This is a genomic window from Arthrobacter sp. 10T416 (assembly GCF_056394165.1).
The window spans coordinates 136,990-161,327 of record NZ_JBFTHI010000005.1; the positions used below are offsets into that span (position 1 = coordinate 136,990).

General features: G+C 68.3%; 23 protein-coding genes and 1 tRNA gene. 11 read left to right on the forward strand and 13 right to left on the reverse strand.

Annotated elements, in window-relative coordinates; genetic code table 11:
• The first annotated feature begins 143 nt into the window (after positions 1–143).
• Both AC1DBE_RS08025 and AC1DBE_RS08030 read left to right on the forward strand, forming a co-directional pair.
• Positions 144–407, forward strand: coding sequence for a GlsB/YeaQ/YmgE family stress response membrane protein (locus tag AC1DBE_RS08025; RefSeq protein WP_476970188.1), 264 nt, complete (start codon positions 144–146; stop codon positions 405–407).
• A 121-nt stretch (positions 408–528) separates the two neighbouring features.
• Positions 529–954, forward strand: coding sequence for a YtxH domain-containing protein (locus tag AC1DBE_RS08030; protein ID WP_476970189.1), 426 nt, complete (start codon positions 529–531; stop codon positions 952–954).
• A gap of 103 nt (positions 955–1,057) precedes the next feature.
• Here AC1DBE_RS08030 and AC1DBE_RS08035 read toward each other — a convergent pair whose 3' ends face one another.
• The 5 genes from AC1DBE_RS08035 to AC1DBE_RS08055 form a co-directional block, all read right to left on the reverse strand.
• The gene (locus AC1DBE_RS08035) at positions 1,058–1,861 is read right to left on the reverse strand and encodes a putative protein N(5)-glutamine methyltransferase (protein WP_476970223.1); all 804 of its coding nucleotides are present in this window, start codon (positions 1,859–1,861) and stop codon (positions 1,058–1,060) included.
• A 219-nt stretch (positions 1,862–2,080) separates the two neighbouring features.
• Positions 2,081–3,001: a serine/threonine-protein kinase gene (locus tag AC1DBE_RS08040; RefSeq protein WP_476970190.1), complete on the reverse strand. Its 921-nt coding sequence runs from the start codon at positions 2,999–3,001 to the stop codon at positions 2,081–2,083.
• Complete coding sequence (locus AC1DBE_RS08045) at positions 2,998–3,294, reverse strand: hypothetical protein (protein ID WP_476970191.1); 297 nt, start codon at positions 3,292–3,294, stop codon at positions 2,998–3,000. The genes AC1DBE_RS08040 and AC1DBE_RS08045 overlap by 4 nt, the downstream gene beginning before the upstream one ends.
• A gap of 108 nt (positions 3,295–3,402) precedes the next feature.
• Positions 3,403–3,906 carry a MarR family winged helix-turn-helix transcriptional regulator gene (locus AC1DBE_RS08050; protein ID WP_476877844.1) on the reverse strand — a complete coding sequence of 168 codons (504 nt, stop codon included), beginning with the start codon at positions 3,904–3,906 and terminating at the stop codon, positions 3,403–3,405.
• A 132-nt stretch (positions 3,907–4,038) separates the two neighbouring features.
• Positions 4,039–4,111: transfer RNA gene (locus AC1DBE_RS08055), tRNA-Lys, on the reverse strand.
• A gap of 202 nt (positions 4,112–4,313) precedes the next feature.
• On the opposite strand from AC1DBE_RS08055, the gene AC1DBE_RS08060 reads away from it, so the two are divergent.
• From AC1DBE_RS08060 to AC1DBE_RS08070, 3 genes are all read left to right on the forward strand, one after another.
• The gene (locus AC1DBE_RS08060) at positions 4,314–4,970 is read left to right on the forward strand and encodes a hypothetical protein (protein ID WP_476970192.1); all 657 of its coding nucleotides are present in this window, start codon (positions 4,314–4,316) and stop codon (positions 4,968–4,970) included.
• Positions 4,971–5,342: 372 nt separating this feature from the next.
• Complete coding sequence (locus AC1DBE_RS08065; RefSeq protein WP_476877846.1) at positions 5,343–5,960, forward strand: DUF47 domain-containing protein; 618 nt, start codon at positions 5,343–5,345, stop codon at positions 5,958–5,960.
• Between the two features lies 1 nt (position 5,961).
• The gene (locus tag AC1DBE_RS08070; protein WP_476970193.1) at positions 5,962–6,978 is read left to right on the forward strand and encodes an inorganic phosphate transporter; all 1,017 of its coding nucleotides are present in this window, start codon (positions 5,962–5,964) and stop codon (positions 6,976–6,978) included.
• Positions 6,979–7,076: 98 nt separating this feature from the next.
• On the opposite strand, the gene pstB is transcribed toward AC1DBE_RS08070, so the two are convergent.
• From pstB to pstS, 4 genes are all read right to left on the reverse strand, one after another.
• Positions 7,077–7,856: a phosphate ABC transporter ATP-binding protein PstB gene (gene pstB / locus AC1DBE_RS08075; RefSeq protein WP_476970194.1), complete on the reverse strand. Its 780-nt coding sequence runs from the start codon at positions 7,854–7,856 to the stop codon at positions 7,077–7,079.
• A gap of 46 nt (positions 7,857–7,902) precedes the next feature.
• Positions 7,903–9,012 (reverse strand): phosphate ABC transporter permease PstA, encoded by a 1,110-nt coding sequence (pstA, locus tag AC1DBE_RS08080; RefSeq protein WP_476970195.1) that lies wholly within the window; start codon positions 9,010–9,012, stop codon positions 7,903–7,905.
• The gene (gene pstC, locus AC1DBE_RS08085; protein WP_476877850.1) at positions 9,013–9,945 is read right to left on the reverse strand and encodes a phosphate ABC transporter permease subunit PstC; all 933 of its coding nucleotides are present in this window, start codon (positions 9,943–9,945) and stop codon (positions 9,013–9,015) included.
• 119 nt (positions 9,946–10,064) lie between these two features.
• The gene (gene pstS / locus AC1DBE_RS08090) at positions 10,065–11,183 is read right to left on the reverse strand and encodes a phosphate ABC transporter substrate-binding protein PstS (RefSeq protein ID WP_476970196.1); all 1,119 of its coding nucleotides are present in this window, start codon (positions 11,181–11,183) and stop codon (positions 10,065–10,067) included.
• A 261-nt stretch (positions 11,184–11,444) separates the two neighbouring features.
• On the opposite strand from pstS, the gene AC1DBE_RS08095 reads away from it, so the two are divergent.
• From AC1DBE_RS08095 to AC1DBE_RS08115, 5 genes are all read left to right on the forward strand, one after another.
• Positions 11,445–12,572, forward strand: a complete 1,128-nt coding sequence (locus AC1DBE_RS08095; protein WP_476877852.1) for an FUSC family protein — start codon at positions 11,445–11,447, stop codon at positions 12,570–12,572.
• Positions 12,573–12,636: 64 nt separating this feature from the next.
• Positions 12,637–14,010 carry a DNA repair protein RadA gene (gene radA, locus AC1DBE_RS08100; RefSeq protein ID WP_476877853.1) on the forward strand — a complete coding sequence of 458 codons (1,374 nt, stop codon included), beginning with the start codon at positions 12,637–12,639 and terminating at the stop codon, positions 14,008–14,010.
• 134 nt (positions 14,011–14,144) lie between these two features.
• Positions 14,145–14,486 carry an SHOCT domain-containing protein gene (locus AC1DBE_RS08105; RefSeq protein WP_476970197.1) on the forward strand — a complete coding sequence of 114 codons (342 nt, stop codon included), beginning with the start codon at positions 14,145–14,147 and terminating at the stop codon, positions 14,484–14,486.
• Complete coding sequence (locus AC1DBE_RS08110; protein ID WP_476970198.1) at positions 14,486–16,558, forward strand: heavy metal translocating P-type ATPase; 2,073 nt, start codon at positions 14,486–14,488, stop codon at positions 16,556–16,558. The genes AC1DBE_RS08105 and AC1DBE_RS08110 overlap by 1 nt, the downstream gene beginning before the upstream one ends.
• Positions 16,559–16,567: 9 nt before the next feature.
• A complete protein-coding gene (locus AC1DBE_RS08115) occupies positions 16,568–17,200 on the forward strand; it encodes a class I SAM-dependent methyltransferase (RefSeq protein WP_476970199.1) in 633 nt (210 codons plus the stop codon).
• Between the two features lie 39 nt (positions 17,201–17,239).
• Here the strand turns inward: AC1DBE_RS08115 and AC1DBE_RS08120 are convergent, their stop codons facing one another.
• The gene (locus AC1DBE_RS08120; RefSeq protein ID WP_476877857.1) at positions 17,240–18,412 is read right to left on the reverse strand and encodes a fatty acid desaturase family protein; all 1,173 of its coding nucleotides are present in this window, start codon (positions 18,410–18,412) and stop codon (positions 17,240–17,242) included.
• 13 nt (positions 18,413–18,425) lie between these two features.
• Positions 18,426–19,496 carry a ferredoxin reductase gene (locus tag AC1DBE_RS08125; RefSeq protein WP_476877858.1) on the reverse strand — a complete coding sequence of 357 codons (1,071 nt, stop codon included), beginning with the start codon at positions 19,494–19,496 and terminating at the stop codon, positions 18,426–18,428.
• Between the two features lie 98 nt (positions 19,497–19,594).
• Between AC1DBE_RS08125 and AC1DBE_RS08130 the strand changes: the two genes are divergently transcribed.
• A complete protein-coding gene (locus tag AC1DBE_RS08130) occupies positions 19,595–20,797 on the forward strand; it encodes a PucR family transcriptional regulator (protein WP_476877859.1) in 1,203 nt (400 codons plus the stop codon).
• 50 nt (positions 20,798–20,847) lie between these two features.
• Here the strand turns inward: AC1DBE_RS08130 and AC1DBE_RS08135 are convergent, their stop codons facing one another.
• Positions 20,848–22,206 carry a protein kinase domain-containing protein gene (locus AC1DBE_RS08135; RefSeq protein WP_476903506.1) on the reverse strand — a complete coding sequence of 453 codons (1,359 nt, stop codon included), beginning with the start codon at positions 22,204–22,206 and terminating at the stop codon, positions 20,848–20,850.
• A 202-nt stretch (positions 22,207–22,408) separates the two neighbouring features.
• The gene (locus tag AC1DBE_RS08140) at positions 22,409–24,022 is read right to left on the reverse strand and encodes a peptide chain release factor 3 (RefSeq protein ID WP_476877861.1); all 1,614 of its coding nucleotides are present in this window, start codon (positions 24,020–24,022) and stop codon (positions 22,409–22,411) included.
• Positions 24,023–24,338: the final 316 nt, after the last annotated feature.

A 24,338-nucleotide genomic window follows, 5' to 3' on the forward strand; every position in this document is an offset into this window, starting at 1 on the left:
TTTCCTGTGAATAGCGGGGTTTTGCGGATTTTTCCCCGTTCCGAGTGGCGTTTTGATAGTAAGCATGATTAGTATTTACTCAGAAGGATGAAGCGCACCCGGCAACCCGGGTGTCTCCTCAATGAAAGAGAAGGGCCAATAAAATGGGTTTTTTCGCATTTCTAATTCTGGGTCTTATTGCCGGAGCAATCGCTAAGGCTATCCTGCCGGGTCGTCAGGGTGGTGGATGGCTCATCACGCTGGTCCTCGGTGTAGTAGGCGCTTTCTTGGGCGGCTGGCTCGGCGGCCTGATTTTCAATCGCCCGCTGGGCGGGTTCTTCGATCTTTACACGTGGATCCTCGCAATCGTCGGCGCGCTGATCGTGCTTGTTGTTTACGGCATGATCACCAGGCGTTCGCACCGCTAAAGCGGTGAGACCGGAAAACCGGTCCCGGGATTAATTCCTGGGGCCGGTTTTTTGGTACTTGGCACGGTTCCAAAAGCAGCAAAAGCACCGATCTCAAGAGCATCAGGAGCAGGAGTACAGCATGAAAGCCAGACTTCTTTTCGGTACCGGCCTCGCGGCTGGGTTCGTCCTCGGATCCCGTTCGGGGCGGGCGGCCTACGAAAAACTCAAGGCCCGGGCCGCAGGCCTGTGGGAAAGCAAACCAGTCCAGGACAAGGTGGCCGCCGCCACGGAAGCAGTCAAGGAGAAGGCCCCCGAGGTTTCCGGCCAGCTCACCGAGGCCGCCCGCCGCGCCGGCACGGTGATCAGCTCCGCCGTCCACCGCGACGATTCGTCCGCAGACGACGGGAACGCCACACCGGCAACCGGCTCGGGCAGCGCGATCCCGGCTCACAGCACCCACCCGGGAACGCCTAACTTGGGCAGCTCCGGCGGCGTCCAAGCCGCCGGCGACCTCAAGGCCGACGACTCCGGGTCCGACACGCCCGCGGAGCCAGGCAAGCACTAAAGGTTTCGCCGAGAGCCCCGGCCCGGGCAGCACCGTCCGGGCCGGGGCTTTGGCGTGCTATCCCGCGGATCCCGCCACCACCCCGGGCCGGGGCTTTGGCGTGCTATCCCGCGGATCCCGCCACCACCGTCGCGTCCCTCCGCCGGGAACTGTAGGCGCGGCCCGTGAGCCCGCAGGCGGCAAATATTTCCAGCGTTAGCGGCGCCTGGCGGCGGCTGGTCTCGACCAGGAGGTGGCCGCCGGGGGCCAGCCATTCGGGCGCCCCTTCCGCGACCCGCCGCTGCAAGTCCAGGCCGTCGGGGCCGCCATCCAGGGAAGCCCGAGGTTCGTGCAGGCGCGCCTCGGGCGGCATGGCCCCGATCATCCCCGAGGGAACGTAAGGCGCATTCACCGCCAGGAGCTCCACCCGGCCGCGGAGGCGGCCCGGCAGGGCACCGTATAGGTCACCCTCGTGGACCTCACCGCCCAGCGGAAGGACATTCCGCCGCGCGCAGGCAACAGCGGCGGGGTCGACGTCGGCCGCGTGCAGTTCCAGGGGCCCCGCCGTAGCCGCGAGCGCCGTCCCGACGGCGCCGGAGCCGCAGCAGAGATCCACCACCACCGGGGCCCCGCTCCCCCGGCGCCCACCCAGCACCCTGGCGGCCCGCCGGACCAGATACTCGGTCCGGCGGCGGGGTACAAAAACCTGCGGATCCACAGCGATACGGAGGCCACAGAACTCCGCCCAGCCCAGGACATGTTCCAGGGGCAGTCCGGCCACCCGCTGCCTGACCAGCGCCTCAAGGTCGCCGGGAGTCGCCGCGGCCGCCGCCAGCAGGGCCGCCTCGTCCTCGGCGAAGACGCAGCCGGCAGCGCGCAGCCGCAGAACCAACTGCGCCTGCGGAACCACGTCCGGCACCGACCTCACCACCCTTCGACGCGGCAGCCGCCGCCGTCTTAGTGGGCCCATTCTCGTGGGCCCACGTCCGTGAGCCCATGCTATCCAAGGGGCTGCAGCAGCGGGGAGCCGTTCTCCCGCGGCACACCGGCCAGCCGGCCGGACCGCCAGCCGGACAGGCGGGAAAACAGCGGGGCCGGCATACGCAGTCTGCGTATGCCGGCCCCGCTGTTTCGGACGGGTTTTGGGTCAGCCCACAAGTCGCAGGGACGGTCCCGGGCGGGTAAGCCTGGTGGCCAGCTTGAGCGCGGCCGCCGCGGCAGGCCGGCCGGCGGGGTCCATGGCAGTCATGGCAGTCAGCAGGGACTTCCAGCCGGAGCCCAGGCTGGCCGGGATCTCCGGAGCCCGCAGCGTGCGCGCCACCAGCGATTCCACGGGCGTCCCCGGGTAGGCCTTTACACCGGTGAGGCACTCAAGCAGCACCAGCCCCAGCGCGTAGATATCCGTGGCGGCGTGGACGGGTTTTCCGGCCGCCTGTTCCGGGCTCATGTAATGCACGGTTCCTGACGAGTCGCCGGGTTCCGGGGCCGTGCCTGCCGGGGTTGCGATCCCGAAGTCGGCGATTCGTACCGAACACCTCCGGAGCGCACTGAGCAGGATATTGGCAGGTTTGATGTCCCGGTGGACCATGCCCCTTGCGTGGACGTGCACCAGCCCGGACAACGCGGCGGCGGCCCAACCGGCCACCTCCGCCGGGTCCGAGGGGCCATTACGGAGCCGTTCGGCGAGGCTGCCGCCGTAGGCGAATTCCTCGACCAGGAACGGCCGGCCGGCCCATGGGTCGCCCGCCGGCACGGTGCCGGCGGCAACAAAGCCGACGACGGCGGGGTGGTCCAGGGAGGCCAGGATGCGCGCTTCAGCGTGGATCCGGTTGGCATGCTTCTCCGCGGGCCCTTCGGCCACCTTGATGGCGACCGTGCGGTTACTGCTGAGGTCCGTGCCGCGGAAGACGGTGGCTGTCGCGCCGCGGCCCAGGAGTTCATGGACCAGGAATCGGCCGGCCGGAGCGCCTGGCATCGGCAGGACCTTGGCATCGAGCCCGGCTCCGGACGCGACGGGGACCGGGACGGGGTGGAGTTCAGCCGGGACGGGGACGGCGAGGATGCTCATGAAAGGGCTGCCAGCGCATGGGGCGTGTGGATGACGCCGTCGAGCTGGAAGCCGCAGGAGCAGCGCCAAACGGGCGGCAGCTGAGCGGTTCCGGCGTCGAACGAATACGCGGACGCGGCGACCAGCGCCGGCTCCGTCCATTCCATCGCCGTCCCGCAGTGGCTGGGCGCATTGTCCGCCGGATTAGCGGGCCCAACGGCGGCCGGTGCGAGCGGTTCTGCCGGGAAGTGCGGCGCGGAGAACGGGGCCGCACCGGCTTCCGGACCGCCGTCGATCGTCAACAACTCAGTCACGACTCCTCCACGCAAACGATTATCTGACACAAGTAGTAAGCATACATATAACTAGCTCAACTAACTAGTTAAGGTGGCTAGCTATTTTGTCAGCGTCCTGCGGCAGGGTCAGTGGCTGGCTGTGTGCTCGTCGAGGGCTTCCGTCATCCGCCGGAGGAAGCCCACCACAATGCGGCTTTCGTCCGGGGTGAGCTCCTCGGCCACAGCCAGCATCCTGCGGTGCATTTCGCCCAGTGTGGCCCGAACCTCGGAGTCCGTTGCCGAGGTGGGGACGATCACCAGGGAGCGGCGGTCGGTGGGGTGCGGTTCGCGGCGCACGTGGCCGCTGCTGACGAGCCGGTCGATCAGGGAGGTGGTGGACGCCGTCGTAATCCCCAGGGTGCGGCTGAGATCCTTGGGGCCGACCCGCTCCCCGGCCGACTGGGCGCGCAACAGGTAGCGCAGGGCCAGCAGGTCGGTCTCGCCCATACCCATGGAGTCGCGGGTGGAGCGCCGGGTCGCAACCTCGGCGGCCCGGTAGCCGCGCAGCGCCTGGAGGACGGCGGTGGGTGGGTCGAGCCGCTCATCCGGCCCATACCAGTACCCTGAGGCTGCAACGCTGTCCGAAGTCATCCTATAATCCTAGCCGAACTTATAACTAGACAGACGTACTTCATCGCGGCCACCTTCCGGCCCGGGACGCAAAAAACCCCCGGCTTCCTGTCGCCAGGATGCCGGGGGTTTTTCCACTCTTCGCTAAAAGAGTGGGCCCTGTGGGGATCGAACCCACGACCCACGGATTAAAAGTCCGATGCTCTACCAGCTGAGCTAAAGGCCCCAGCCGGCAACCCCGACGGCGGGAATTCCTGCCGTCGGCGGGCACGCCGGCCCAGTCCATTTCTGGACGTTAACACTGTACCCCAGAGATCCGTTCGCTTTGTCACCCTGCGCCGCGCGCCGTCGTCGTCCGCTCCCGGTCCTTTGCCCCGGGGGTAGGGGCATGCTCGATTCCCGGAATGCACAGGAGTAGCGTGGTGGCCATGAGCGAGCAAGCAGGAGCCAGCAGCCCGGGACCGCACCGCCACCACAAGCCCAAGCCCTTCGCGCCGATCGATTTCGAGCCGTTCGCCGGCGGCGCCGATCCGGCCCGGGTTTCAGAGGCGGCCCACCTCGCGGCCCAGGCCCTCGTCCGCCGCGGGCGGGACAGTGACGATCCCAAGGTGACGCGGCGGCTGGTCAAACTGGCCGACGAACAAGGCCTCGATTCCATCGCCGAAATGTGGGCGGAAAGTCCGGCACGGTCCCTTCCGGGCGCCCTGTGGCGGCTCTACGCCCTGCGCGCCGCCACCATCCGGGATCCCGAGCGGATCTCCGTCTACTTCAAGGCCGGCAAGGACACCGCCCAGGTGGCCCATGTGGTGGCCGGTGCCGCCGAACCTCCGGGGGCCGATGAAATGAAGTCGATGGCGGACGCCATCCTCTCGGGCGCATTCGACGGCGAATTCGATGTGGCCCTGGAACGCTCCGCCGCTTTCTGCCGGGTGGTGGCACTGGGCCAGGCCACGCTCGCGGACGGCGCCGAGCACAGCAACGCGAACCACGCGAGCAAGCTCACACGCAATTCGCACCTGCTGGTCAAGACCGCCGAGGACCTTGAGCACGCCGCCAACGCCTGGCGCCTGGGCGAGCTGGACTAGTCCCCGGCCGCACCGGCGCGGCGCCGTTTTCCGCGGCTTCGCACTGCTTTGCGCCCGCTTCTACGCCCGCCCAGGATCGGCTGTCAAGACGCACGACGGAGCCCGGCTGTCAATGTTGACTTGGTCCCGCTGACGTAGAAAACTAAAGGCGGTGCCGAGCCGCGAAACCCCCGGGCTTCAACATTTAGCCGCCTAGAGCGGCCTACCGCCGAGAGGCGTATCCGGTTCGGCACCATTTTCATGCCCTCCCCCGGGGCAAGCGGTTCCCGTAGTGCGATTTGCTGGCAGTAAAGTATTTCCCATGCGCGGGTCACGTTCCACGGCCGGCAGTCCATACCCGTGTAAGCGTCGTCCGGAGACCGGTACCCCCACGTGAAGCTGCGCCTTTTCCCCCAGGAGCCCGCCGGGCTGAACCTGCTGTCCCAGATGGCCCACCAGATCGCCGTGGCCACCGGGACCCTCTCGGAGATCCTCGGCGCCCCCGCCACGGAGCACTCCCGCCTCGTAGAGGACATGCACGATCACGAGGCGAAGTCGGCGGAGCTGCACTTTGCCCTCCTGACGCACATGCGGACCAGCTTCCTGAACCCGCTCCCCCGCGAAGACATGTACGCGCTCTCCCGCTACCTCAACGAGGCCATGGAGAAGCTGGACGCTGCGGCGGACCTCGTATTCCTCTACAAACTCGAGCGGTTGCCCAAGCGCGCGGCCGACCAGCTGGAGATCATCAGCCGGCAGGCCGAGCTCACCGTCGAGGCCATGCGCCAGCTGAACAACCTGGACGACCTCGAGGACTACTGGATCGAAGTCCTCCGGCTCACCAAACGCGCGGAGCGGACCCACCGGGTCTGGGTGGCGGACATGCTCAAGGACATGAAGTCGGCCCAGTACGCCCGCAACCGGGATATCGCTGACCAGCTGGTGGAGGTCACCAAGGACATGCGCCGGATCGCCACCCAGGTTGGCAGCATCATCGTCAAGGAATCCTAGAGTGGCGGTGGCCTTCTTTGCCCTGGTGGTTCTCTTCGCCGGGGCATTCGCCTTTCTGAACGGCTTCCGCGACGCCTCGTCCTCGGTTGCCCTTGCCGTCCGGACCCGGGCCCTGACCCCCACCGTCGCCGTGCTCCTGGCCGGGCTGTTCAACTTCATCGGCGCCGGGCTAAGCGCCGCCCTGGCGCTGGAGGTCAGCCGGACGTGGGTGGTCCTCCCTCCGGGCGGGAACGGCCTCACCATCCTCATTGCCGGGCTGCTCAGCGCCGTCCTGTGGGGCATCTACACCTGGTGGCGGGGCATCCCGTCCTCGTCCACGCACGCCCTGGTGGGCGGCCTGGCCGGGGCCGGCGTCGCCAGCGTTGCCGTGGGCGGACACTCGGTGCTGGGGGTGGACCAGTCGCTGCTCGTCCAGGTGGTCCTGCCCCTGCTGCTCTCCCCCGTCATCGCCTTCGCCGGAGCCTACCTCCTGGTCTGGCCGGCCACCTGGGCGGCCCGCTACACCCCGCCGAGCGTGGTGAACAGCCGGTCCCGCCGCGCCCAGGCCATCGCCGCAGGCGCCGTAGCCTTTGGCCACGGACTGCAGGACGGCCAGCGCACCAGCGCCGTGCTGATCCTCGGAATGCTGGGCGCAGGCTTCCCCGTGGGCGACTCCACGCCTGTCTGGGTGGCCCTGGTGACCGCGGGCATGCTGACGGCAGGGACCCTGGCCGGGGGCTGGCGGATCTCGTACACCATCGGCTACCGGCTGGTCCGGGTTGACCCCCTGCACGGCTTCGTGGCGCAGTTCTTCAGCAGCGTCATCCTCCTGGTGGGCGCGATCGGCCTGCACTGGCCGATCTCCACCACCCACACGGTCACCTCGGCCGCGCTCGGGGCCGGGACCAACCAGGGATACGCGGCCACCAACCGGCGGCTGGTGCTCCGGATCCTCGCGTTCTGGGGGCTCACGCCGGTGCTCACGGCCGCGGTGGCCTTCGTCCTGGAACTGGCCCTCTCACCCCTCGCGGGGTTCTAGGGACCTCTCTGGCTTCCAGGACCCCGTCGGTTGCTCCGTAAGTGCCCTTTTGGGGGACCAAAACGGCATCTGCGGAGCAGTCGATGGCGGGGCGGGGTTTATCCGAAGCGGCCGGAAACGTAATCCTCGGTGGCTTTGACGGTGGGGTTGCTGAAGATGGTGTGCGTGTCGCCGTACTCGATCAGCTTGCCGGGCTTGCCGGTGCCGGCGATGTTGAAGAACGCGGTCTTGTCCGAGACGCGGGCGGCCTGCTGCATGTTGTGGGTCACGATCACCACGGTGTATTCGTCCTTGAGCTCGTTGATGAGATCCTCAATGGCGAGCGTGGAGATCGGGTCCAGCGCGGAGCAGGGCTCGTCCATCAGGATCACCTGCGGCTCCACAGCAATGGCGCGGGCGATGCAGAGGCGCTGCTGCTGCCCGCCGGAGAGGCCGGAGCCCGGCTTGGCCAGGCGGTCCTTGACCTCGTTCCAGAGGTTGGCGCCGCGCAGGGACCGCTCCACCAGGGAGTCAGCCTCGCCCTTGGAGATCTTCTGGTTGTTCAGCTTCACGCCGGCCAGGACGTTGTCCCGGATGGACATGGTCGGGAACGGGTTGGGCCGCTGGAAGACCATGCCGATCTGCGAGCGGACCGTCACGGGGTCCACGCCGGGGCCGTAGAGGTTGTCGCCGTCGAGCAGTACTTCGCCCTCCACCCTCGCGCCGGGGATGACTTCGTGCATCCGGTTCAGGGTGCGCAGGAAGGTGGACTTGCCGCAGCCCGAGGGGCCGATGAAGGCGGTGACGGACTTGGCGTCGATGTTGATGTTCACGTCTTCTACGGCCAGGAATTTGCTGTAGTAGACATTCAGGTCTTTGACGTCGATGCGCTTAGACATGCTGTTCCTTCACTTGTGGAGATAGGGACCGGGTGCCGGCCGTGGCCTAGCGGCCGGCCTTCGGGGCGAAGATGCGGGCGACCAAGCGGGCGGCCAGGTTGAGCAGCATCACGAGGATAATGAGGACCAGGGCCGCGCCCCAGGCGCGCTGGTCGGAGGGACCCGGGTTGGACGGCGACGTCGGGTTGAGGATCTGGGTGTAGATAAAGGTCGGCAGCGAGGCCATCCAGCCGCCAAAGACGTTGTTGTTGATGGACGTCGCGAAACCGGCGGTGACCAGGATCGGAGCTGTCTCGCCGATCACACGGGCAATCGCCAGGGTGACGCCGGAGGCGATACCGGAGATCGCCGTCGGGATGACCACCTTGAGGATGGTCCGCCACTTGCGGACGCCGAGGGCGTAGGCGGCCTCGCGCAGTTCGTTCAGGACGATCTTGAGCATTTCCTCGCTGGAGCGGACCACCACCGGGATCATGAGGACGGAGAGCGCGACGGCGGCGACGGCGCCGGTTTTGGTGCCGGGGCCGACGACGACGAAGAAGAACGCTGCGGCGAAGAGGCCGGCCACGATCGAGGGGATGCCGGTCATCACGTCGACGAAGAAGGTGATGGCCCGGGCCAGTGCTCGGTCCTCACCATATTCGACCAGGTAGATCGCGGTCAGCAGGCCCACCGGCACGGAGATGACCGTGGCCAGCAGGGTGATCTGCACGGTGCCGATCAGCGCGTGGTAGATGCCGCCCAGGACCGGGGCGCCTTCTTCGGCGGCCTTGTTGTCGAAGGCGCCGGTGACGCCGTTCATCGACGTGCCCAGGAAGCCGGGGTCGACCAGGCCGGGCAAGCCCTTGACCAGCACGGTCCAGATCACGGAGATCAGCGGGAGCAGGGCGATCAGGAAGGCGCCGACCACCAGGCAGGTGGCCAGCTTGTCCTTGGCCCTGCGGGAGCCTTCGACGACGGCGCTCCAGCCGACGAGGCCGGCGGCGAAGAGCAGCGCTGAGACGATGCCCCAGCCGAAGGCGTTAAAGCCGACCAGTGCCAGGATGGCGGCGCCGATGACCAGGGCGAGGGCCAGGACAATGTAGGGCGCGGCCTTGGGAAGCTGGCCCTTGGTCAGGGCGGAGCGTTTGCGGACCGGAGTCAGGGTGGAGGTCATCTAGTTGGCTCCCGAGAATTCTTTGTGCCGGGTGATGATCCACCGGGCAATCATGTTCACGCCGAGCGTGATGACGAACAGCACCAGGCCGGCGGCGATCAGCGTGCTCACCTTCAGGCCGCTGGCTTCGGGGAAGTTCAGCGCGATTTCGGCGGCGATGGTCTGGTTGCCGGACTGGATCAGGCTTGCGGTCAGCGCACCGGAGGACAGGACCAGGGCGACGGCCATGGTCTCGCCCAGGGCGCGGCCCAGGCCCAGCATCACGGCGCTGACGATTCCGGGGCGGCCGAACGGCAGTACGGCCATTCGGATCATTTCCCAGCGGGTGGCGCCGAGCGCGAGGGCGGCTTCCTCGTGCAGCTTGGGGGTCTGCAGGAAGATTTCGCGTGAGAGCGAGGTGATGATCGGCAGGACCATAACCGCCAGGACGATGCCTGCGGTCAGGATGGTTTTGCCGGTGGCGGAGGCCGGCCCCTGGAAGATGGGCAGCCAGCCGAGGTTCTTGGCGAGCCAGTCGTAGGCGGGCGCGATTTCCTTGGCGAGGAACGCCGCACCCCAGGCGCCGTAGACGACGGAGGGGATGGCGGCCAGAAGGTCCACCACGTAGCCGAGGCCGGAGGCCAGCCGGCGCGGGGCGTAGTGCGAGATGAAGAGCGCGACGCCGATGGATACCGGGGTGGCGATGACCAGGGCGATGACGGCCGCGATGAGCGTGCCGATGACGATCGGCCAGATGTAGGCGAAGAATCCGTTGCCGCCCTGGATGTCGGCGGCGGGTGCGGTGAACGCCGGGATGGCCTGGACGACCAGGAAGAGCGCAACGCCGAACAGCACAGCGAGGATCAGGCAGCCTGCTGCGAGGGTGGCCCCTGAGAAGACTTTGTCCCCGGCACGTCCTGCGCCCTGGGGTTTGGTCAGGGAGGTGGAGGTCATACCCGGCCCTTCGGTGTTGGTGTTGCGGAAGTGCGAAAACTGGAAAACTGCGGGAACGCGGCTAAGTTCCCCGTCCCGCCGGGCGGCGGGGCGGGGAACTCAGCGGTTCAGTTCAAACCTTACGACTTGACCTTGATGGATTCGACAGCCTTCACAGCCTTTTCGGCCAGGGTGGAGGAGATCGGAGCCGACTTGGCGGACTCGGCGGCAGCCTTCTGGCCCTCGGAGGAGAGCACGTACTTCTCGAAGGACTTGACCAGGTCTACGGTTTCCTGCTTGTCGTAGGTGCTGCAGAGCACGTGGTAGGAAACCAGGACAACCGGGTAGGCGCCGGATTCGGTGGTGGTGCGGTTGAGCTTGATGGCGAGGTCGTTGGCGCTACGGCCTTCGACGGGCTTGCCCAGGTCCACGGCCTTGGAAGCGGCTTCCGGGGAGATCTTGACGAACTCGGAGCCGACCTTGATCTCGGCGGTGCCCAGCTTGCCGCTGACGGCAGAGTCGTCGGCGTAGGTGACCGCACCCGGGGTGTCGGTGACCGTCTTGACGACGCCGGAGGTGCCCTTGGCGTTCTCGCCCTTCAGCGAGGACGGCCACACACCATCGGCCTTGTCCTTCCAGACATCGGGAGCCGCGGCGGAAAGGTAGTCGGTGAAGTTCTTGGTGGTGCCGGAGTCATCGGAGCGGTTGACCGGGGTCACCTTGAGGTCCGGGAGCTTGGCGTCCGGGTTCAGGGCGACGATGGCGGGGTCGTTCCACTTGGCGATTTCGCCGCGGAAGATCTTGGCCGCGGTGGGGGCATCGAGCTTGATGTCCTTGACGTCCGGGATGTTGAAGGCGATGGCGATCGGCGAGATGTAGACCGGAACCTCGACGGCGCCGTCGGGGCCGCACTTGTCCTTGGCCTTGGCGAGCTCTTCGTCCTTCAGGTAGGCATCGGAGCCGGCGAACTGGGCCGAGCCGTCGAGGATGGCCTTGCGGCCTGCGCCGGAACCGTCCGGGGAGTACTGCACGTTGACGCCCTGGTTCGCGGAGGCGAAGTTGGTCTTCCACACGTCCATGGCCGCGCCCTGAGCGGAGGAACCAATGCCGGTCAGCGTGCCGGTAACCTTCGGGCCCGACGCCGCAGCGGTGCCTGCCGAGGTGTTGGTTGCGTTGTCCGAACCGCAAGCGGTGAGCGCGAGTGCGCCGGCTGCGATAACAGCGATGGCCGCGTTGCGGCCGAAGCGTGATGCCTTCACTAGATGTACCCCTTCCAGGGTTATTCAGATGCGTGCCGGACCGGAGACGTCCGGGCGATAAAGACGGTGGGTACGGTTTGTACCTCTATCGAAGTTAAGGGCCCCAGGTGAAGGGAAATGTGGCCCAAAGTGAACGACAGGTTAACGACGTCGGACCATTGGTCGACAACTGACGGTTCGCAGTTGCGTCAGCTGCGTCACAGTCGTAGGGGCCGGTGGTGCGCAACCCGGCGGTCCCCGGACTGCAAATAGACTGGGGGCATGGCCGCCGCTACTGGATTCACCGCAAGCGCACGATTCCTGCGCGGCCGGGTCCGCACCGGGTTCATCCGGAGCCGGAAGTCGCTGGTACCGGCCGTCCAAATGACGGCCTGCGCGGTGGGGGCCTACGCCTTCGCCGAGTACGTCCTGGGCCACACCGGGCCGCTGTTCGCCGCCACCTCCTCCCTGATCGCACTGGGCTTCTCCCGCGATCCGCGGCTGCGGCGGGTCGTGGAAGTGGGCCTAGGCTGCACCATTGGCATTGTGGTGGGGGACCTGCTCCTGCACTGGCTGGGCGCCGGAATCTGGCAGGCCGCCGTCGTGCTCCTGTTCTCCATCCTGCTGGCCCGGTTCCTGGACAGCGGGACCATTTTCACCACCCAGCTGGGCCTGCAGTCCCTGCTGGTGGTGCTGCTGCCGGCGCCGGCCGGCGGGCCGTTTACCCGGAGTATCGACGCGGTGGTGGGTGGCGGGTTCGCGCTCCTGGTGACCTTCCTTATCCCCAAGGACCCCCGCCGCGAACCCCGCAACGACGTCAAGAAGCTGCTGCACGAACTGGCGGAGGTGCTCCGAGAGTGCTCCGCCGCCCTCACCAACAGCGATTCCACCCAGGCGTGGCACGCGCTGATCCGGGGCCGGAACTGCCAGCCCATGGTCGACGCGATGCGCCAGACGCTGCGTTCCTCCGGGGAGGTCGCCACACTGGCCCCCGCCTACCGCCGGTACCGGGACGAGCTGGACCGGCTGGCGCAATCGGTGGACTTTATCGATCTGGCCCTCCGTAACAGCAGGGTTTTCGCGCGTCGGCTGACCAGCGCCATCAACCACGCCGCGCTCTCCGACGAGGCCACGGAGAACATTGCCGAGGTCCTCCAGGAGACGGCGGCGGCGATCGATGAACTGGGACTGGGCCTGGCAGAGGTCAACGACAGTGTCCGCCGGGCCCACCTGCGCACGGCCCGGGTGGAACTGAGCGAAACCGCGGGCCGGCTGCACCCCCGGCTGCTGGACGTGCAGCGGCTCGAGGGGGAAACCGTGGTGATGCTGTTCCGCCCCCTGATGGTGGACCTGCTCGAGGCATCCGGCCTGGACCCGGACGACGCCCGGGACCTGCTTCCCGCCCTCTAGGACCGCACCGTGCGGCCGACCCGAACCGCACCGGAATGTCAGCGCCCGCGGCTAGGGTGGAGCAATGGCAACAAAGACTTCCCGGGCCGCCAAGGCACCGGGCTATAAATGCGCGGAATGCGGCTGGACCACAGCCAAGTGGGTTGGCCGCTGCGGCGAGTGCCAGGCCTGGGGCACGGTGGAAGAGACAGGCGCCGCGGTGGCGCGGACGACGGCGGCCACCACCGTCCTGGAGCCGGCCCGCCGGATCGCCGAGGTGGACGCGACGACGGCGGCATTCCTTCCCACCGGGGTGGATGAACTGGACCGGGTGCTGGGCGGTGGCCTGGTTCCCGGTGCCGTGATCCTGCTGGCCGGCGAGCCCGGCGTGGGCAAGTCCACGCTGCTGCTGGACGTCGCGGCCAAGTTCGCCCGGACCGCGCAGGACGTCCTGTATGTCACGGGCGAGGAGTCCGCGGCGCAGGTGAAGCTGCGGGCGGACCGGATCGACGCCGTCGCCGAGTCCTTGTACCTCTCCGCCGAAACGGACCTCGGGCAGGCGCTGGGGCAGGTGGAAAAACTCGAACCCCGGCTGCTGATTGTGGATTCGGTCCAGACACTCAGCAGCGCCGACGTCGAGGGCAGCGCCGGCGGCGTCTCCCAGGTCCGGGAGGTTACGGCCTCGCTGATTGCCGCCGCCAAACGCCGCAATATGACCACCCTGCTCGTGGGGCACGTGACCAAGGACGGTTCGATCGCCGGGCCCCGGCTGCTGGAACATCTGGTGGATGTTGTCTGCCAGTTCGAGGGTGAGCGGCACTCCCGGCTGCGGCTGCTGCGTGCCGTGAAAAACCGGTACGGCCCCACTGACGACGTCGGCTGCTTCGACCTGAACGAGGACGGCATTGTGGGGCTGGCGGATCCCAGCGGCCTGTTCGTCTCGCGCACGAAGGATCCCGTCTCCGGAACGTGCATCACGGTGACGCTGGAGGGCCGCCGGCCGCTGCTGGCCGAGGTCCAGTCCCTGCTCGCCGAAAGCGCCAACGCGCAGCCGCGCCGGGCCACCAGCGGCCTGGACAGCTCCCGGGTGGCGATGCTCCTGGCCGTGCTGCAACAGCGTGCCGGCTGCCTGCTGCATAAGGATGACTCCTACGTCGCGACCGTCGGCGGTGTAAAGCTCAGCGAGCCCGCCACCGATCTTGCCGTGGCCCTGGCGGTGGCGTCCGCGAAGGCCAAGAAACCGCTTCCCCAGCGGCTCATCGCGTTCGGCGAGGTGGGCCTGGCCGGTGAGGTTCGTCCGGTGCCCGGTATCAACCAGCGCATCCAGGAGGCCCACCGGCTGGGGTTCACCCACGCCGTGGTGCCTGCCAGCCCGAACGGCCCCGGCCCCGTCCCGGCCGGGTTCTCCGTCCGCGAGGTGGGCCATCTCGCCGAGGCCCTGGGGTTGCTCATCAGCTGACGGCAACGGACCGCCGGGCCGCTCAACGACGGCGGCGGCCCCTCGCGTGCCGCGGGACGACTTAGGACCCTAGCGCCCACCCCCGCTCCGGCGCACCATGGGAGCAACAGCTTCTCGGAGCGGAGGGACCGGACATGATGTGGGGTTACGGGCAGAACCTGTGGTGGATGTGGCTCTGGGGCATGATGCTCCTGGTCGGAATCGCTGTGCTTGTGCTGCTGGCGGTGCGGGTCTTCGGCGGTACCGGGCACGGCCTGCCTCCGGGCCTGGGGCATCCGGGAGTCCCGGGCCAGCCCGGACACCCCGGCGTCGCCGCCCACCCGGGCCAGCGCGGCCCGGGCCAACCCGGACCGGGTCCGGGGTTCCCGGCCGGCAAAAGCCAGGCCCGGCTGATCCTCGACGAACGCTTCGCACGGGGTGAGCTCACCGTGGAGCAGTACCGGGACCACGTGAAGGAACTCGGCGAGGGCCCGTAGTGGTCCCGACGGTCCAGCCGCACGGACATCACGGGCATGATGCGGAGCAGGCGGGCGGCGACGATGACCATCTGGTCCACAGCCACGGACAGCACGCGGGCCACAGCGTGGCGATGTTCAGGAACAGGTTCTGGCTGACCCTGGCGCTGTCCGTCCCGGTGGTGCTGTTCAGTCCCATGTTCGGTGACCTGCTGGGCTACCGGCCGCCGGAGTTTCCCGGCTCGGCCTGGATTCCGCCGCTGCTGGGCACGGTGGTGTTCCTCTACGGCGGCCAGCCGTTCCTGAAGGGCGGCCTCACCGAGCTGACGTCCCGCCGGCCGGGCATGATGCTACTGATCGGCATGGCCATCACCGTCGCCTTTGCCGCCTCGTGGGCCACCAGCCTGGGCCTTGGCGGCTTTGACCTGGACTTCTGGTGGGAACTGGCACTGCTGGTGACGATCATGCTGCTGGGGCACTGGCTCGAGATGCGTGCGCTCGGCTCGGCGCAGGGTGCGCTGGATGCCCTGGCTGCGCTCCTTCCCGACGAGGCGGAGCGGGTCACAGATACCGGCACGGAGACGGTCAAAGTTTCGGAGTTGGCCGCCGGCGATACGATCCTGGTCCGGCCCGGCGGCAGGATGCCGGCCGACGGCACTGTACTCTATGGCCGTGCCGACTTCGACGAATCCATGATCACCGGTGAATCCAGGACCGTCCTCCGCTCCCCCGGCGACGCCGTGGTGGCGGGAACCGTCGCCACGGATAACAGCGTCCGGGTCCGGGTCTCGGCCATTGGGGCGGACACCGCGCTGGCCGGAATCCAGCGCCTCGTGGCCGAAGCCCAGGCGTCCTCGTCGCGGGCCCAGGCCCTGGCTGACCGGGCCGCGGCCTTCCTGTTCTACTTCGCGGCCGGCGCCGGTGTGGTGACGTTCGCGGTCTGGACCCTGCTGGGCAGCGTGGCCGACGCCGTTGAACGCACCGTGACCGTACTGGTGATCGCCTGCCCGCACGCCCTCGGCCTGGCCATCCCGCTGGTCATCGCGATCTCTACGGAACGGGCGGCCCGCGCCGGGGTGCTGATCAAGAACCGGATGGCGCTGGAACGGATGCGCACGGTCGACGTCGTGCTGTTCGACAAGACCGGAACGCTGACGCAGGGCGCCCCGGAGGTCCGCGCTGTGACCGTCCCCGCAGGGGAGAAAGAGGAGCATATCCTGGCCCTCGCCGCCGCCGTGGAAGCGGACAGTGAGCATCCCGCGGCCCGGGCGATCGTCCGCGCAGCCCGCGGACGCGGCCTTGGAATCCCCGCCGCCACGGACTTCACTTCGCTGACCGGCCGGGGTGTCAGCGCCCTGGTGGAAGGCAGGCGGCTCCACGTGGGCGGCCCGGCGCTGCTGCGGGAACTCGGCGCCGCCGAACCCGCCGAGCTGGCCCCCACCACTGCCGGCTGGGCGGACCGGGGTGCGGCCGTGCTGCACGTCATCGAGGGACGCCGCGTGCTCGGAGCCTTGGGCCTGGAGGACGCGGTCCGTCCGGAGTCCGCGCAGGCCGTGGCCGCGCTGCAGCAGCGCGGCATCAAGGTTGCCATGATCACCGGTGACGCCCGGCAGGTGGCGGCGGCCGTCGCGGCGGAGCTGAACATTGACGAGGTCTTCGCCGAGGTCCTTCCGGCGGACAAGGACCAGAAAGTCGCCGAGCTGCAGGGCCGCGGCCTGAAGGTGGCGATGGTGGGCGATGGCGTCAACGACTCCCCCGCCCTGGCAAGGGCCGAGGTAGGCATCGCCATCGGCGGCGGTACGGATGTGGCCGTGGAGTCCGCGGGGGTGGTCCTGGCCGGCAACGACCCCCGTGCGGTGTTGTCCATGGTGGACCTGTCCCGGGCCAGCTACCGCAAGATGTGGCAAAACCTGGTCTGGGCCACGGGCTACAACGTCATCGCCGTGCCCCTGGCCGCCGGGGCCCTGGCCTTCGCCGGGGTTGTGCTCTCCCCCGCGGCCGGCGCCGTCCTGATGTCCGCCTCGACCATTGGGGTGGCCCTCAACGCCCAGCTCCTGCGGCGCCTGCACCTCAATCCGGCCCGGGTCGGCTAGGCGCCCGCCATGGCTGCCGCCTGCCCCACGCCGCCGTTCGGACGGAACTTCGCCCGGATGGGCCCGCGGATGGACGCGCGCGGGGCCGCGGCCCACCGGCGGCGCCTCGTAGCGGGTGCGCAAGGCGCCGTCGTCGAAATCGGGGCAGGCTACGGCGCCACTTTCCCGCACTATCCGCCCGCGGTCACCGGAGTCATAGCGCTGGAACCGGACCCGACGCTCCGGGCGCTGGCAGTCACGGCCGCGGGGGCCGCGCCGGTGCCGGTGACAGTGCTCGACGGCGTCGCGGAGGCACTGCCGGCGGCGGACGCGTCAGTGGACGTCGTCGTCGCCAGCCTGGTGCTGTGCAGCGTGGCCGAACCGGCGGCCGTCCTGGCCGAGACCGTCCGGGTCCTCAAGCCCGGCGGGCGGTTGCTGTTCTACGAGCATGTCCGCTCCACGCACCGCCTGGCGGCCCTGGCGGAGGACCTGCTGGCACCGCTCTGGAGCCGGCTGGCCGGGGGTTGCCACCCGAACCGGGACACCACGGCCGCCATAGTGCGGGCCGGGCTGGCCGTGGAGGACCTGGAACGGTTCGGGTTCGCGGCGCTGCCCGGCAACCCGCCGCTGGCGCACGTGCTCGGCTCGGCCGTCAAAGGCTGAGCGGCTCGGGACCGCAGGCACCGGGGCCGCGGGTACCGCCTAGGCCTTCTTCGGCGGCAGGGCGAGCTTGAAGATCTTCGCCCAGGTGGACCCGACCTGCTTCCAGATGGGGCCGGTGGTGTAAGGCAGGCCGTAGCGCTGGCAGATTTCCCGCACCCTGGGCGCCACTTCGGCGTAGCGGTTCGAGGGCAGGTCCGGGAAGAGATGGTGCTCGATCTGGTGCGAGAGGTTGCCGGTCATCAGGTGCATGAACTTGGACCCGGAGATGTTAGCGGAGCCGATCATCTGGCGCACGTACCAGTCGCCGCGCGTCTCGCCGTCGACCATTTCCTCGGTGAACGTGTCCGTGCCGTCCGGGAAGTGCCCGCAGAAGATCACCGCGTGCGCCCAGACGTTGCGGACCGCGTTGGCGGTCAGGGTGCCGTACAGCGCCTGCTTGCCCGATCCGCTGAGCATGGCGACGGCGGGGGTGGCGGCATAATCCTTGGTGAACTGCTTGAGGGCCTTGCGGCCCAGCGCCTTGAGGTCCTTAGTGAGGGCCTCCTTGGACTTCCTGCCCTCGCGGTAGTCGACGAGCTCGAGGTCGTAGATGGCGATGCCCCACTCGAAGACCGGCGCGAGCAGCGCGTTGTAGAGCGGGTTGCCCAGGTTGAAGGGCTTCCATTCCTGCTGCGGGTCCATCCGCAGGAGGTTGTAGCCGATGTCGTTGTCCTTGCCCACCACGTTGGTCCAGCGGTGGTGCAGGTCGTTGTGGGTGTGCTGCCAGGAGCGGGCCGGTGTGACGAAGTCCCATTCCCAGGTGGTGGAGTGGATGTCCGGGTCGCGCATCCAGTCCCACTGGCCGTGCAGGATGTTGTGGCCCAGTTCCATGTTTTCCAGGATCTTGGCGAAGCTCAGCAAGGCCGTTCCAGTGGCCCAGGCGGCCTTGTTCTTGCTGACCAGCAGCGCGGCGCGGCCGGAGATCTCGAGTCCGCGCTGGATCTTGATCATCCGGCGGATGTAGGCGGCGTCATCGGAGCCGCGCTTGGCGAGGATCTCGTCCTTGATGGCATCGAGTTCGCGGCCGAGTTCAGCGACCTGCTCGTCGGACAGGTGCGCGGCGGCGGGCGGCCGCAGCAGCGGGCTGCCGGTCTCGGCCAGGGCCCCGGGCCGCTTCTTTACGACGGCGGCGCCTGCAGTTTCAGTGTCCGGCTTGTCAGCAAGTGTGGTCATAGGGTGGTTCTCCTCAGAGGTCGAGGTTAACGGGTCCGGCGGCTGCCGAAACACACGTCTGGATTAGTTGGCCCGGCTCGCCGTGGACTTCGCCGGTGCGCAGGTCCCGGACCTGGCCGGCCCGCAGCGGGATCAGGCAGCTGTGGCAGATACCCATCCGGCAGCCGCTGGGCATCAGCACCCCGGCGTCCTCGCCGACGTCGAGCAGCGGTGTGCTGCCGTCGGCGTCGACTTCGCGGTCCGAGGCCTCGAAGGTGACCAGTCCGCCGTCGTGCCCCGCACCGCCGGCCAGGCTGGTGCTGAAGCGTTCGATCGTCAGGGTTGCGGAAGGGTCGCTGCCGGGCTCGGCCGGGAGTTCCCAGAGGGCCTCGGCGTCGTCCAGGAAGCCCTCCGGGCCGCAGGCGTAGGCGGCACGCTCACGCCAGTCCGGGCACAGGGTGTCCAGTCCGGCAGGGGTGGTGAAGTCCAGCCGCCCCTGTTCGCCGGTAAACCAGTGGATGACCTTGAAGTTCGGGAACTGGTCCGCGAGCTCGGAGAGTTCCTCACGGAAGATGGCATCGGAGGCCGTCCGTGCCGTGTGGATGAGCACGACGTCGGCGTCCGGACGGCGCGGGACCAGGGTCCGGACCATCGACATCACCGGAGTGATGCCGCTGCCGGCCGTCAGCATCAGCAGCGGGCGGGGGTGCTCGGGGAGGACGAAATCGCCCTGCGGCGGCGCCAGGAAGAGGATGTCGCCGGGCTTAGTAGTGCGCACCAGCGTGCCGGAGACGGCACCCATGTCCGTCACGGTGATGGCAGGGTCCTCGCCTGCGGGGGCGCTCAGCGAGTACGAGCGCCAGTGCCTGACGCCGTTAAGCTCGACGCCGATGCGGGCCCACTGGCCTGCGCGGTGCGCTTGCCAGCCTCGGCCGGGACGGAAGAAAATGGTGGCGGAATCGACCGTTTCTGGAACCACCCGGGTGACTACGCCGCGCAACTGGCGGGCAGAGAACACGGGGTTGAACAGCGACAGAATGTCTTCTGGAGCTAGTGGGGTGGTCAGTAGAGATGCGGCGCGCGCCAGCTTACGGAGCCGGATCATTTATTAACCATATGTCAGTCTAAGTCATAATTCTTCACCCAAGGCATACGATCGACTCAGAGAAACTGTTTCCACGCAACAATTTTTGGATTTCCGCCATGGATGCTACGCCCGCCGCCCACCCCGCTTACCCCGCCTATGACCCGCCGTGGCTGGCGCTGCCGCGGGAGGTCAGCGACATGCTGCGCCCGCGAGTTCCCTTCATTGTGGAGGCCATCATCGAGGCGGTCCCCCAGCTGGTTCCCGCTTACGCCAGGCCCATCGAGGGCCGTTTTGGCCGGGGCCTGCGCCGCGGGGTCGCGACGGCGCTGGATCGGTTCCTGCAGCTTCCGGGCACCACCTTGCCGGCGCTGTCCGAGTCGAGCCGGCAGCTGGTGGCCGGACTGGGCAGCGGCGAGTTCCGGCAGGGCCGGAGCATGGATGCGCTGCTGAGCGCCTATCGGATGGGCGCGAGGGTGACGTTCCGCGAAATGTCGAAGGTCTCCGTGGACAAACACCTGGGCCAGAACGTGGTGGTGGACCTCGGGGAGTCGATCCTCGCCTACATCGACGAGCTCTCCGCGGTCAGCGCCGAGGCGTACGCCTTTGAACAGTCCGAACGCGCCGGGGCGGTGGACCGGCGCCGCACCGAACTGCTGGACCTGCTGCTGCTGGGGCAGGCGGACGAGGCGGCGCTGCGGCAGACGGCGGCGATGGCCGACTGGTCCCTTCCCGCCCGGATGGTAGTGGTGACGCTGCCGGTAGACCGCGCGGGCGGCCTGCGGCTCCGGCTCGGTCCCGGAACCCTGGTGATCGAACGCGAGACCGACGCCGTGGCGCTGGTTCCGGCGCGCACCTCGAAGGCCGCCCGGGCTGACCTGGCGAAGGCGCTCCGGGGCCGTGGCGCCGCCGTGGGGCCGGCCGGCGGCTGGGAAAAGGCTCCGGAGTCCCTGCGGCTGGCCGTGCTGGCGGCATCGGTCTTACCGCACCGCGAGGGCCCGGAGGACCCGCCGATCTGGGCGGACGAGCATCTCGCGGCGGTGGTCCTGGGCGCCGAACCCTCCGCCATCACCGAGTTGGCCAACCGACGCCTGGCACCGCTGGAGGGGCTCCGCCCGGCGCAGCGTGAACGGCTGGCCGAAACGCTGCTGTCCTGGCTCCGCCACTGGGGCCAGCGGGCGCCGGTGGCCGCCGAGCTGGGCATCCATCCGCAGACCGTTGGCTACCGGGCGGCGCAGCTGCGTGAGCTGTTCGGCGATGCGCTGGAGGATCCGGTGGCGCGGTTCGAGCTGCAACTCGCGCTGCACGCCGGGAAGCGCTGACCGGCAGACGGGGTCCGAGAAGGCCGTGCACGCGGACGCGGCGGTTGCGGTTAGCTGGCGGTCACCTCGCGGCTCTGCAGCCGCAGGTCGAGGTCGTTCATAACGATCGCGGCCAAGTCCTCGAGGGTGCGCGTGTCCTCCGCGGTGAACTTCCGCGGCTCCCGGTCCAGGATGCAGAACGTGCCGAGGTTGAAGCCGTCCGGGGTGCGCAGCGGCACCCCGGCGTAGAACTGCAGCCCGAAATCCCCGGCAACGAGCGGGTTGGACAGCGTCCGCACATCCCTCGCTGCGTCCTCGACGATCCAGGGGCCGTCCTGCAGGATCGCCGAGGCGCAAAGCCCCGGGTCCCGGCCGATCTCGGTGACCTCCGTTCCGTGGTGGGCCTTGAACCAGATCCGGTCGTGGTCCACAACGCTCACGATGGCGACCGGCACTGAGAACAGCCGGGCCGCGAGCGCCGCTATCCGGTCGAACGCGCCGTCCTGGGGGGTGTCGAGGATCCGGTACCGCTCGACGGCGCGCATCCGGCCCTCCTCGTCGTGCTCCACGGCCGCGCGCTGCTGCCGGTGCCGGCCGGCACCGTTGATGACTTCCTGGCGCAGGGCAAGGGAGACCTCCCTCGCGTGCGGCCGGGCTGCAGGGTCGCGGGACAGCATGGAGGAGAGCAGTGCCACCCACATCGGGGCTAGCTCCTCCGGGATCTGCGGGTCGTGGAGGAGCCGGGCCACCGCGGATTGGATCGGCGCGCCAGGGTACGCCATCTTGCCGGTCAGCCCCTCGAGCAGCACGAGTCCGAGCGAGTAGATGTCGCTGGCCGGGCCGGCCGGGCCGCCGCCGGCCTGCTCCGGACTCAGGTAAGCGGGAGTCCCCGAGGTGCCGCCGTCGTCGTCGGTGCGGTTGTGTCCCAGCATGGCCGCCACACCGAAGTCCGTCAGCTTTGCCCGGGGGCGGCGGTCGTCGTTGCTGTAGTCGACCAGCAGGATATTCGCCGGTTTGATGTCACGGTGCACGATCCCGCGGTGGTGGATGTAGGAGAGACCGTCGGCGAGGTCATAGCCGATGTGGGCCATATGGGCGGCGGAGAGCGGCCCCTGCAGGGACCGGTGGCGCAGGTCCTGGCCGCGGACGAGTTCCATCACGAGGTACGTGAGCCGGGCGTCGGGATTGCTGAGGTCGGCCCCTGCGTCGTACAGCGTCACCAGGGCGTGATGGCTTATCCCCGCGAGGATCCGCACTTCCTGACCCTGGCGGCGGGTGTGTTCGAGGTCGTCCGCACCGTTGCGGAAAAGCTTGACCGCCACCTCGCGCTGCAACAGTTCGTCGTGGGCCCGGTAGACGGTTGATTGGCTTCCCCTGCCAAGGAGGGCTTCGATCCGGTACCGCCCACTGAGCAGAGAGCCGGATTCCATAGTTGCTGTCAACGAGTTTTCTTGTTCCCTCGATACGGGTCCGCACATGGAATCGGACGGTGCAGTTCTTGAAGCCGACAGGATCGCCAGGCGCCCGCGAAATTAGCAAGGTTACTTATGATACCGCGGAATCCATATTCAGGAAGACCTAACCGCGGAAAAGTTTGGGCGCCCCGGCGGCAGTCCGACGGCGCCCTGCCGGTTATTTGGCCGGGTTGTGCGTGCCGATCGGCACAAGCGTCAGGTCGGGAAGGTTCTTCTCGATCCGGCGCAGCGCCCAGACGTCGTTGAAGAGGGCCAGGTATTCGCCGTCGGAACGCAGCAGCACCTCTGCGCCCTGGACGTTGGCCAGTGCGGGCATGGCGTCCGCCGTCGTGATCCGCGCCAGCGAGTAGGGCAGCCGCTCCAGCCGCATCGGGGCGCTGAAGTCGTGCGCCATCCGGTCCTCGACCACTTCGAACTGCATGGGGCCGACGGCGGCCAGCACGGGCGCCTGGTCACCGCGGATGTCCGACCGGAGTACCTGGATCACGCCCTCGTGCTCCAGCTGTTCGATGCCACGGCGGAACTGCTTGAAACGGCTGGGGTCCTTGGAGCGGGCCACCTGGAAGTGCTCCGGGGCGAACAGCGGGATGGCCGGGAACTCCACGGGCTGTTCCAGGAACAGGCTGTCCCCGACGCGCAGCGACGAGGCGTTCACCAGGCCCACGACATCACCGGGGAAGGCCTCGTCAATCACTTCGCGTTCCCGGCCGAACACCTGCTGGGCGTATTTTGTGGCGAACGATTTTCCGGTGCGGCCCTGGGTGACCACCATGCCGCGCTCAAAGACGCCTGAGCAGACCCGGATGAAGGCCACGTGGTCACGGTGCGCCTTGTTCATACCGGCCTGGACCTTGAAGACGAACCCGGCGAACGGGGCGTCCACCGGCCGGGCGGCGCCGTCGACGTCGGGCCGGGGTGCTGCCGGCGGTGCGAAGTCCACCAGGGCGTCGAGGATTTCCTTCACGCCGAAGTTCAGGGCGGCGGAGCTGAACAGAATCGGCGTCGCCTTGCCCGCATGGAAGGCGTCGACGTCGAACGCGAGGTTGGACTCGATCACCAGGCCGGCGTCGTCGAGGGCGTTGGACCAGTCGCCGCCCTGGCTCTCTGCCGCCTCCTCCGGGGTGAAGTACTCGGTGAGGGCAATGTTGGCGCCGGCGTTGTTGCGCTTGAACTGGGCAAACCGGTCGTTGCGCAGGTCCCAGACGCCGCGGAAGTCACCGGAGATGCCGACGGCCCACGTCAGCGGCATGGGCTGCAGTCCGGTGCGTTCGGTGATCTCGTCCATGAGGGCCAGGGCATCGAGTCCGGGCCGGTCCCACTTGTTGATCACGGTGATGATGGGCAGGTTCCGCTGCTTGCAGACCTCGAAAAGCTTCATGGTCTGGGTTTCCAGGCCTTTGGCGGCGTCCACCAGCATCACTGCGCAGTCGACGGCGGCCAGCACGCGGTAGGTGTCTTCGGAGAAGTCAGCGTGTCCGGGAGTGTCCAGGAGGTTGATGACGGTGTCGCGGTAGGCGAACTGCAGGGCCGCCGAGCTGATCGAGATGCCGCGGTCCTTTTCCATCTGCATCCAGTCGGAGACGGTTTCCTTGCGGTTGGCCTTGCCGCTGGAGGCGCCGGCGGTGCCGATCACCTTGGCGTGCAGGGCCAAGGCTTCGGTCAGGGTGGACTTGCCGGCGTCAGGGTGGGAAATGACTGCGAAGGTCCGTCGCCGGGCTGCCTGCTTGTGAATCTCCTGGACTCGGGCGGGGCTGTGGACTTCTTGAGACACGGTGCTACTTTCGCTGCGGCTGTGGACGGGTCACGGCGCGGAGAGCCCGCGGTACACCCAAGGCTCCAAGTTTATCGCAGGCGGCGGCTGGCCCGGGCTGGCCGGCGAAAATGCGGTTTCCGGCGCCGCCCGGAGAGACAGTTCCGCGGCACCTCCGGACGGACCGTGATGGGCCACTTTGGGGCTTGTCCGTGCGGAAACCGGGCCGGGTTGCCCCTATGATGGTCCATACGGGAAACCGGGCATTTTTGTTCTTGCCGGCCTATGATCGAAAACCGATAAAAACCGGCGCACTAGCGGACTGCGTTCCGCACCT

Excerpts from the sequence above, each read along its gene's own strand:
- AC1DBE_RS08025 (WP_476970188.1), top strand. The coding sequence starts at position 144 with ATGGGTTTTTTCGCATTTCTAATTCTGGGTCTTATTGCCGGAGCAATC.
- AC1DBE_RS08115 (WP_476970199.1), top strand. The coding sequence starts at position 16,568 with ATGGCTGCCGCCTGCCCCACGCCGCCGTTCGGACGGAACTTCGCCCGG.
- AC1DBE_RS08135 (WP_476903506.1), bottom strand. The coding sequence starts at position 22,206 with ATGGAATCCGGCTCTCTGCTCAGTGGGCGGTACCGGATCGAAGCCCTC.
- AC1DBE_RS08060 (WP_476970192.1), top strand. The coding sequence starts at position 4,314 with ATGAGCGAGCAAGCAGGAGCCAGCAGCCCGGGACCGCACCGCCACCAC.
- AC1DBE_RS08030 (WP_476970189.1), top strand. The coding sequence starts at position 529 with ATGAAAGCCAGACTTCTTTTCGGTACCGGCCTCGCGGCTGGGTTCGTC.
- radA (WP_476877853.1), top strand. The coding sequence starts at position 12,637 with ATGGCAACAAAGACTTCCCGGGCCGCCAAGGCACCGGGCTATAAATGC.
- AC1DBE_RS08040 (WP_476970190.1), bottom strand. The coding sequence starts at position 3,001 with ATGAGCATCCTCGCCGTCCCCGTCCCGGCTGAACTCCACCCCGTCCCG.
- AC1DBE_RS08095 (WP_476877852.1), top strand. The coding sequence starts at position 11,445 with ATGGCCGCCGCTACTGGATTCACCGCAAGCGCACGATTCCTGCGCGGC.
- AC1DBE_RS08130 (WP_476877859.1), top strand. The coding sequence starts at position 19,595 with ATGGATGCTACGCCCGCCGCCCACCCCGCTTACCCCGCCTATGACCCG.
- AC1DBE_RS08125 (WP_476877858.1), bottom strand. The coding sequence starts at position 19,496 with ATGATCCGGCTCCGTAAGCTGGCGCGCGCCGCATCTCTACTGACCACC.
- AC1DBE_RS08120 (WP_476877857.1), bottom strand. The coding sequence starts at position 18,412 with ATGACCACACTTGCTGACAAGCCGGACACTGAAACTGCAGGCGCCGCC.
- pstA (WP_476970195.1), bottom strand. The coding sequence starts at position 9,012 with ATGACCTCCACCCTGACTCCGGTCCGCAAACGCTCCGCCCTGACCAAG.
- pstB (WP_476970194.1), bottom strand. The coding sequence starts at position 7,856 with ATGTCTAAGCGCATCGACGTCAAAGACCTGAATGTCTACTACAGCAAA.
- AC1DBE_RS08105 (WP_476970197.1), top strand. The coding sequence starts at position 14,145 with ATGATGTGGGGTTACGGGCAGAACCTGTGGTGGATGTGGCTCTGGGGC.
- AC1DBE_RS08050 (WP_476877844.1), bottom strand. The coding sequence starts at position 3,906 with ATGACTTCGGACAGCGTTGCAGCCTCAGGGTACTGGTATGGGCCGGAT.
- pstC (WP_476877850.1), bottom strand. The coding sequence starts at position 9,945 with ATGACCTCCACCTCCCTGACCAAACCCCAGGGCGCAGGACGTGCCGGG.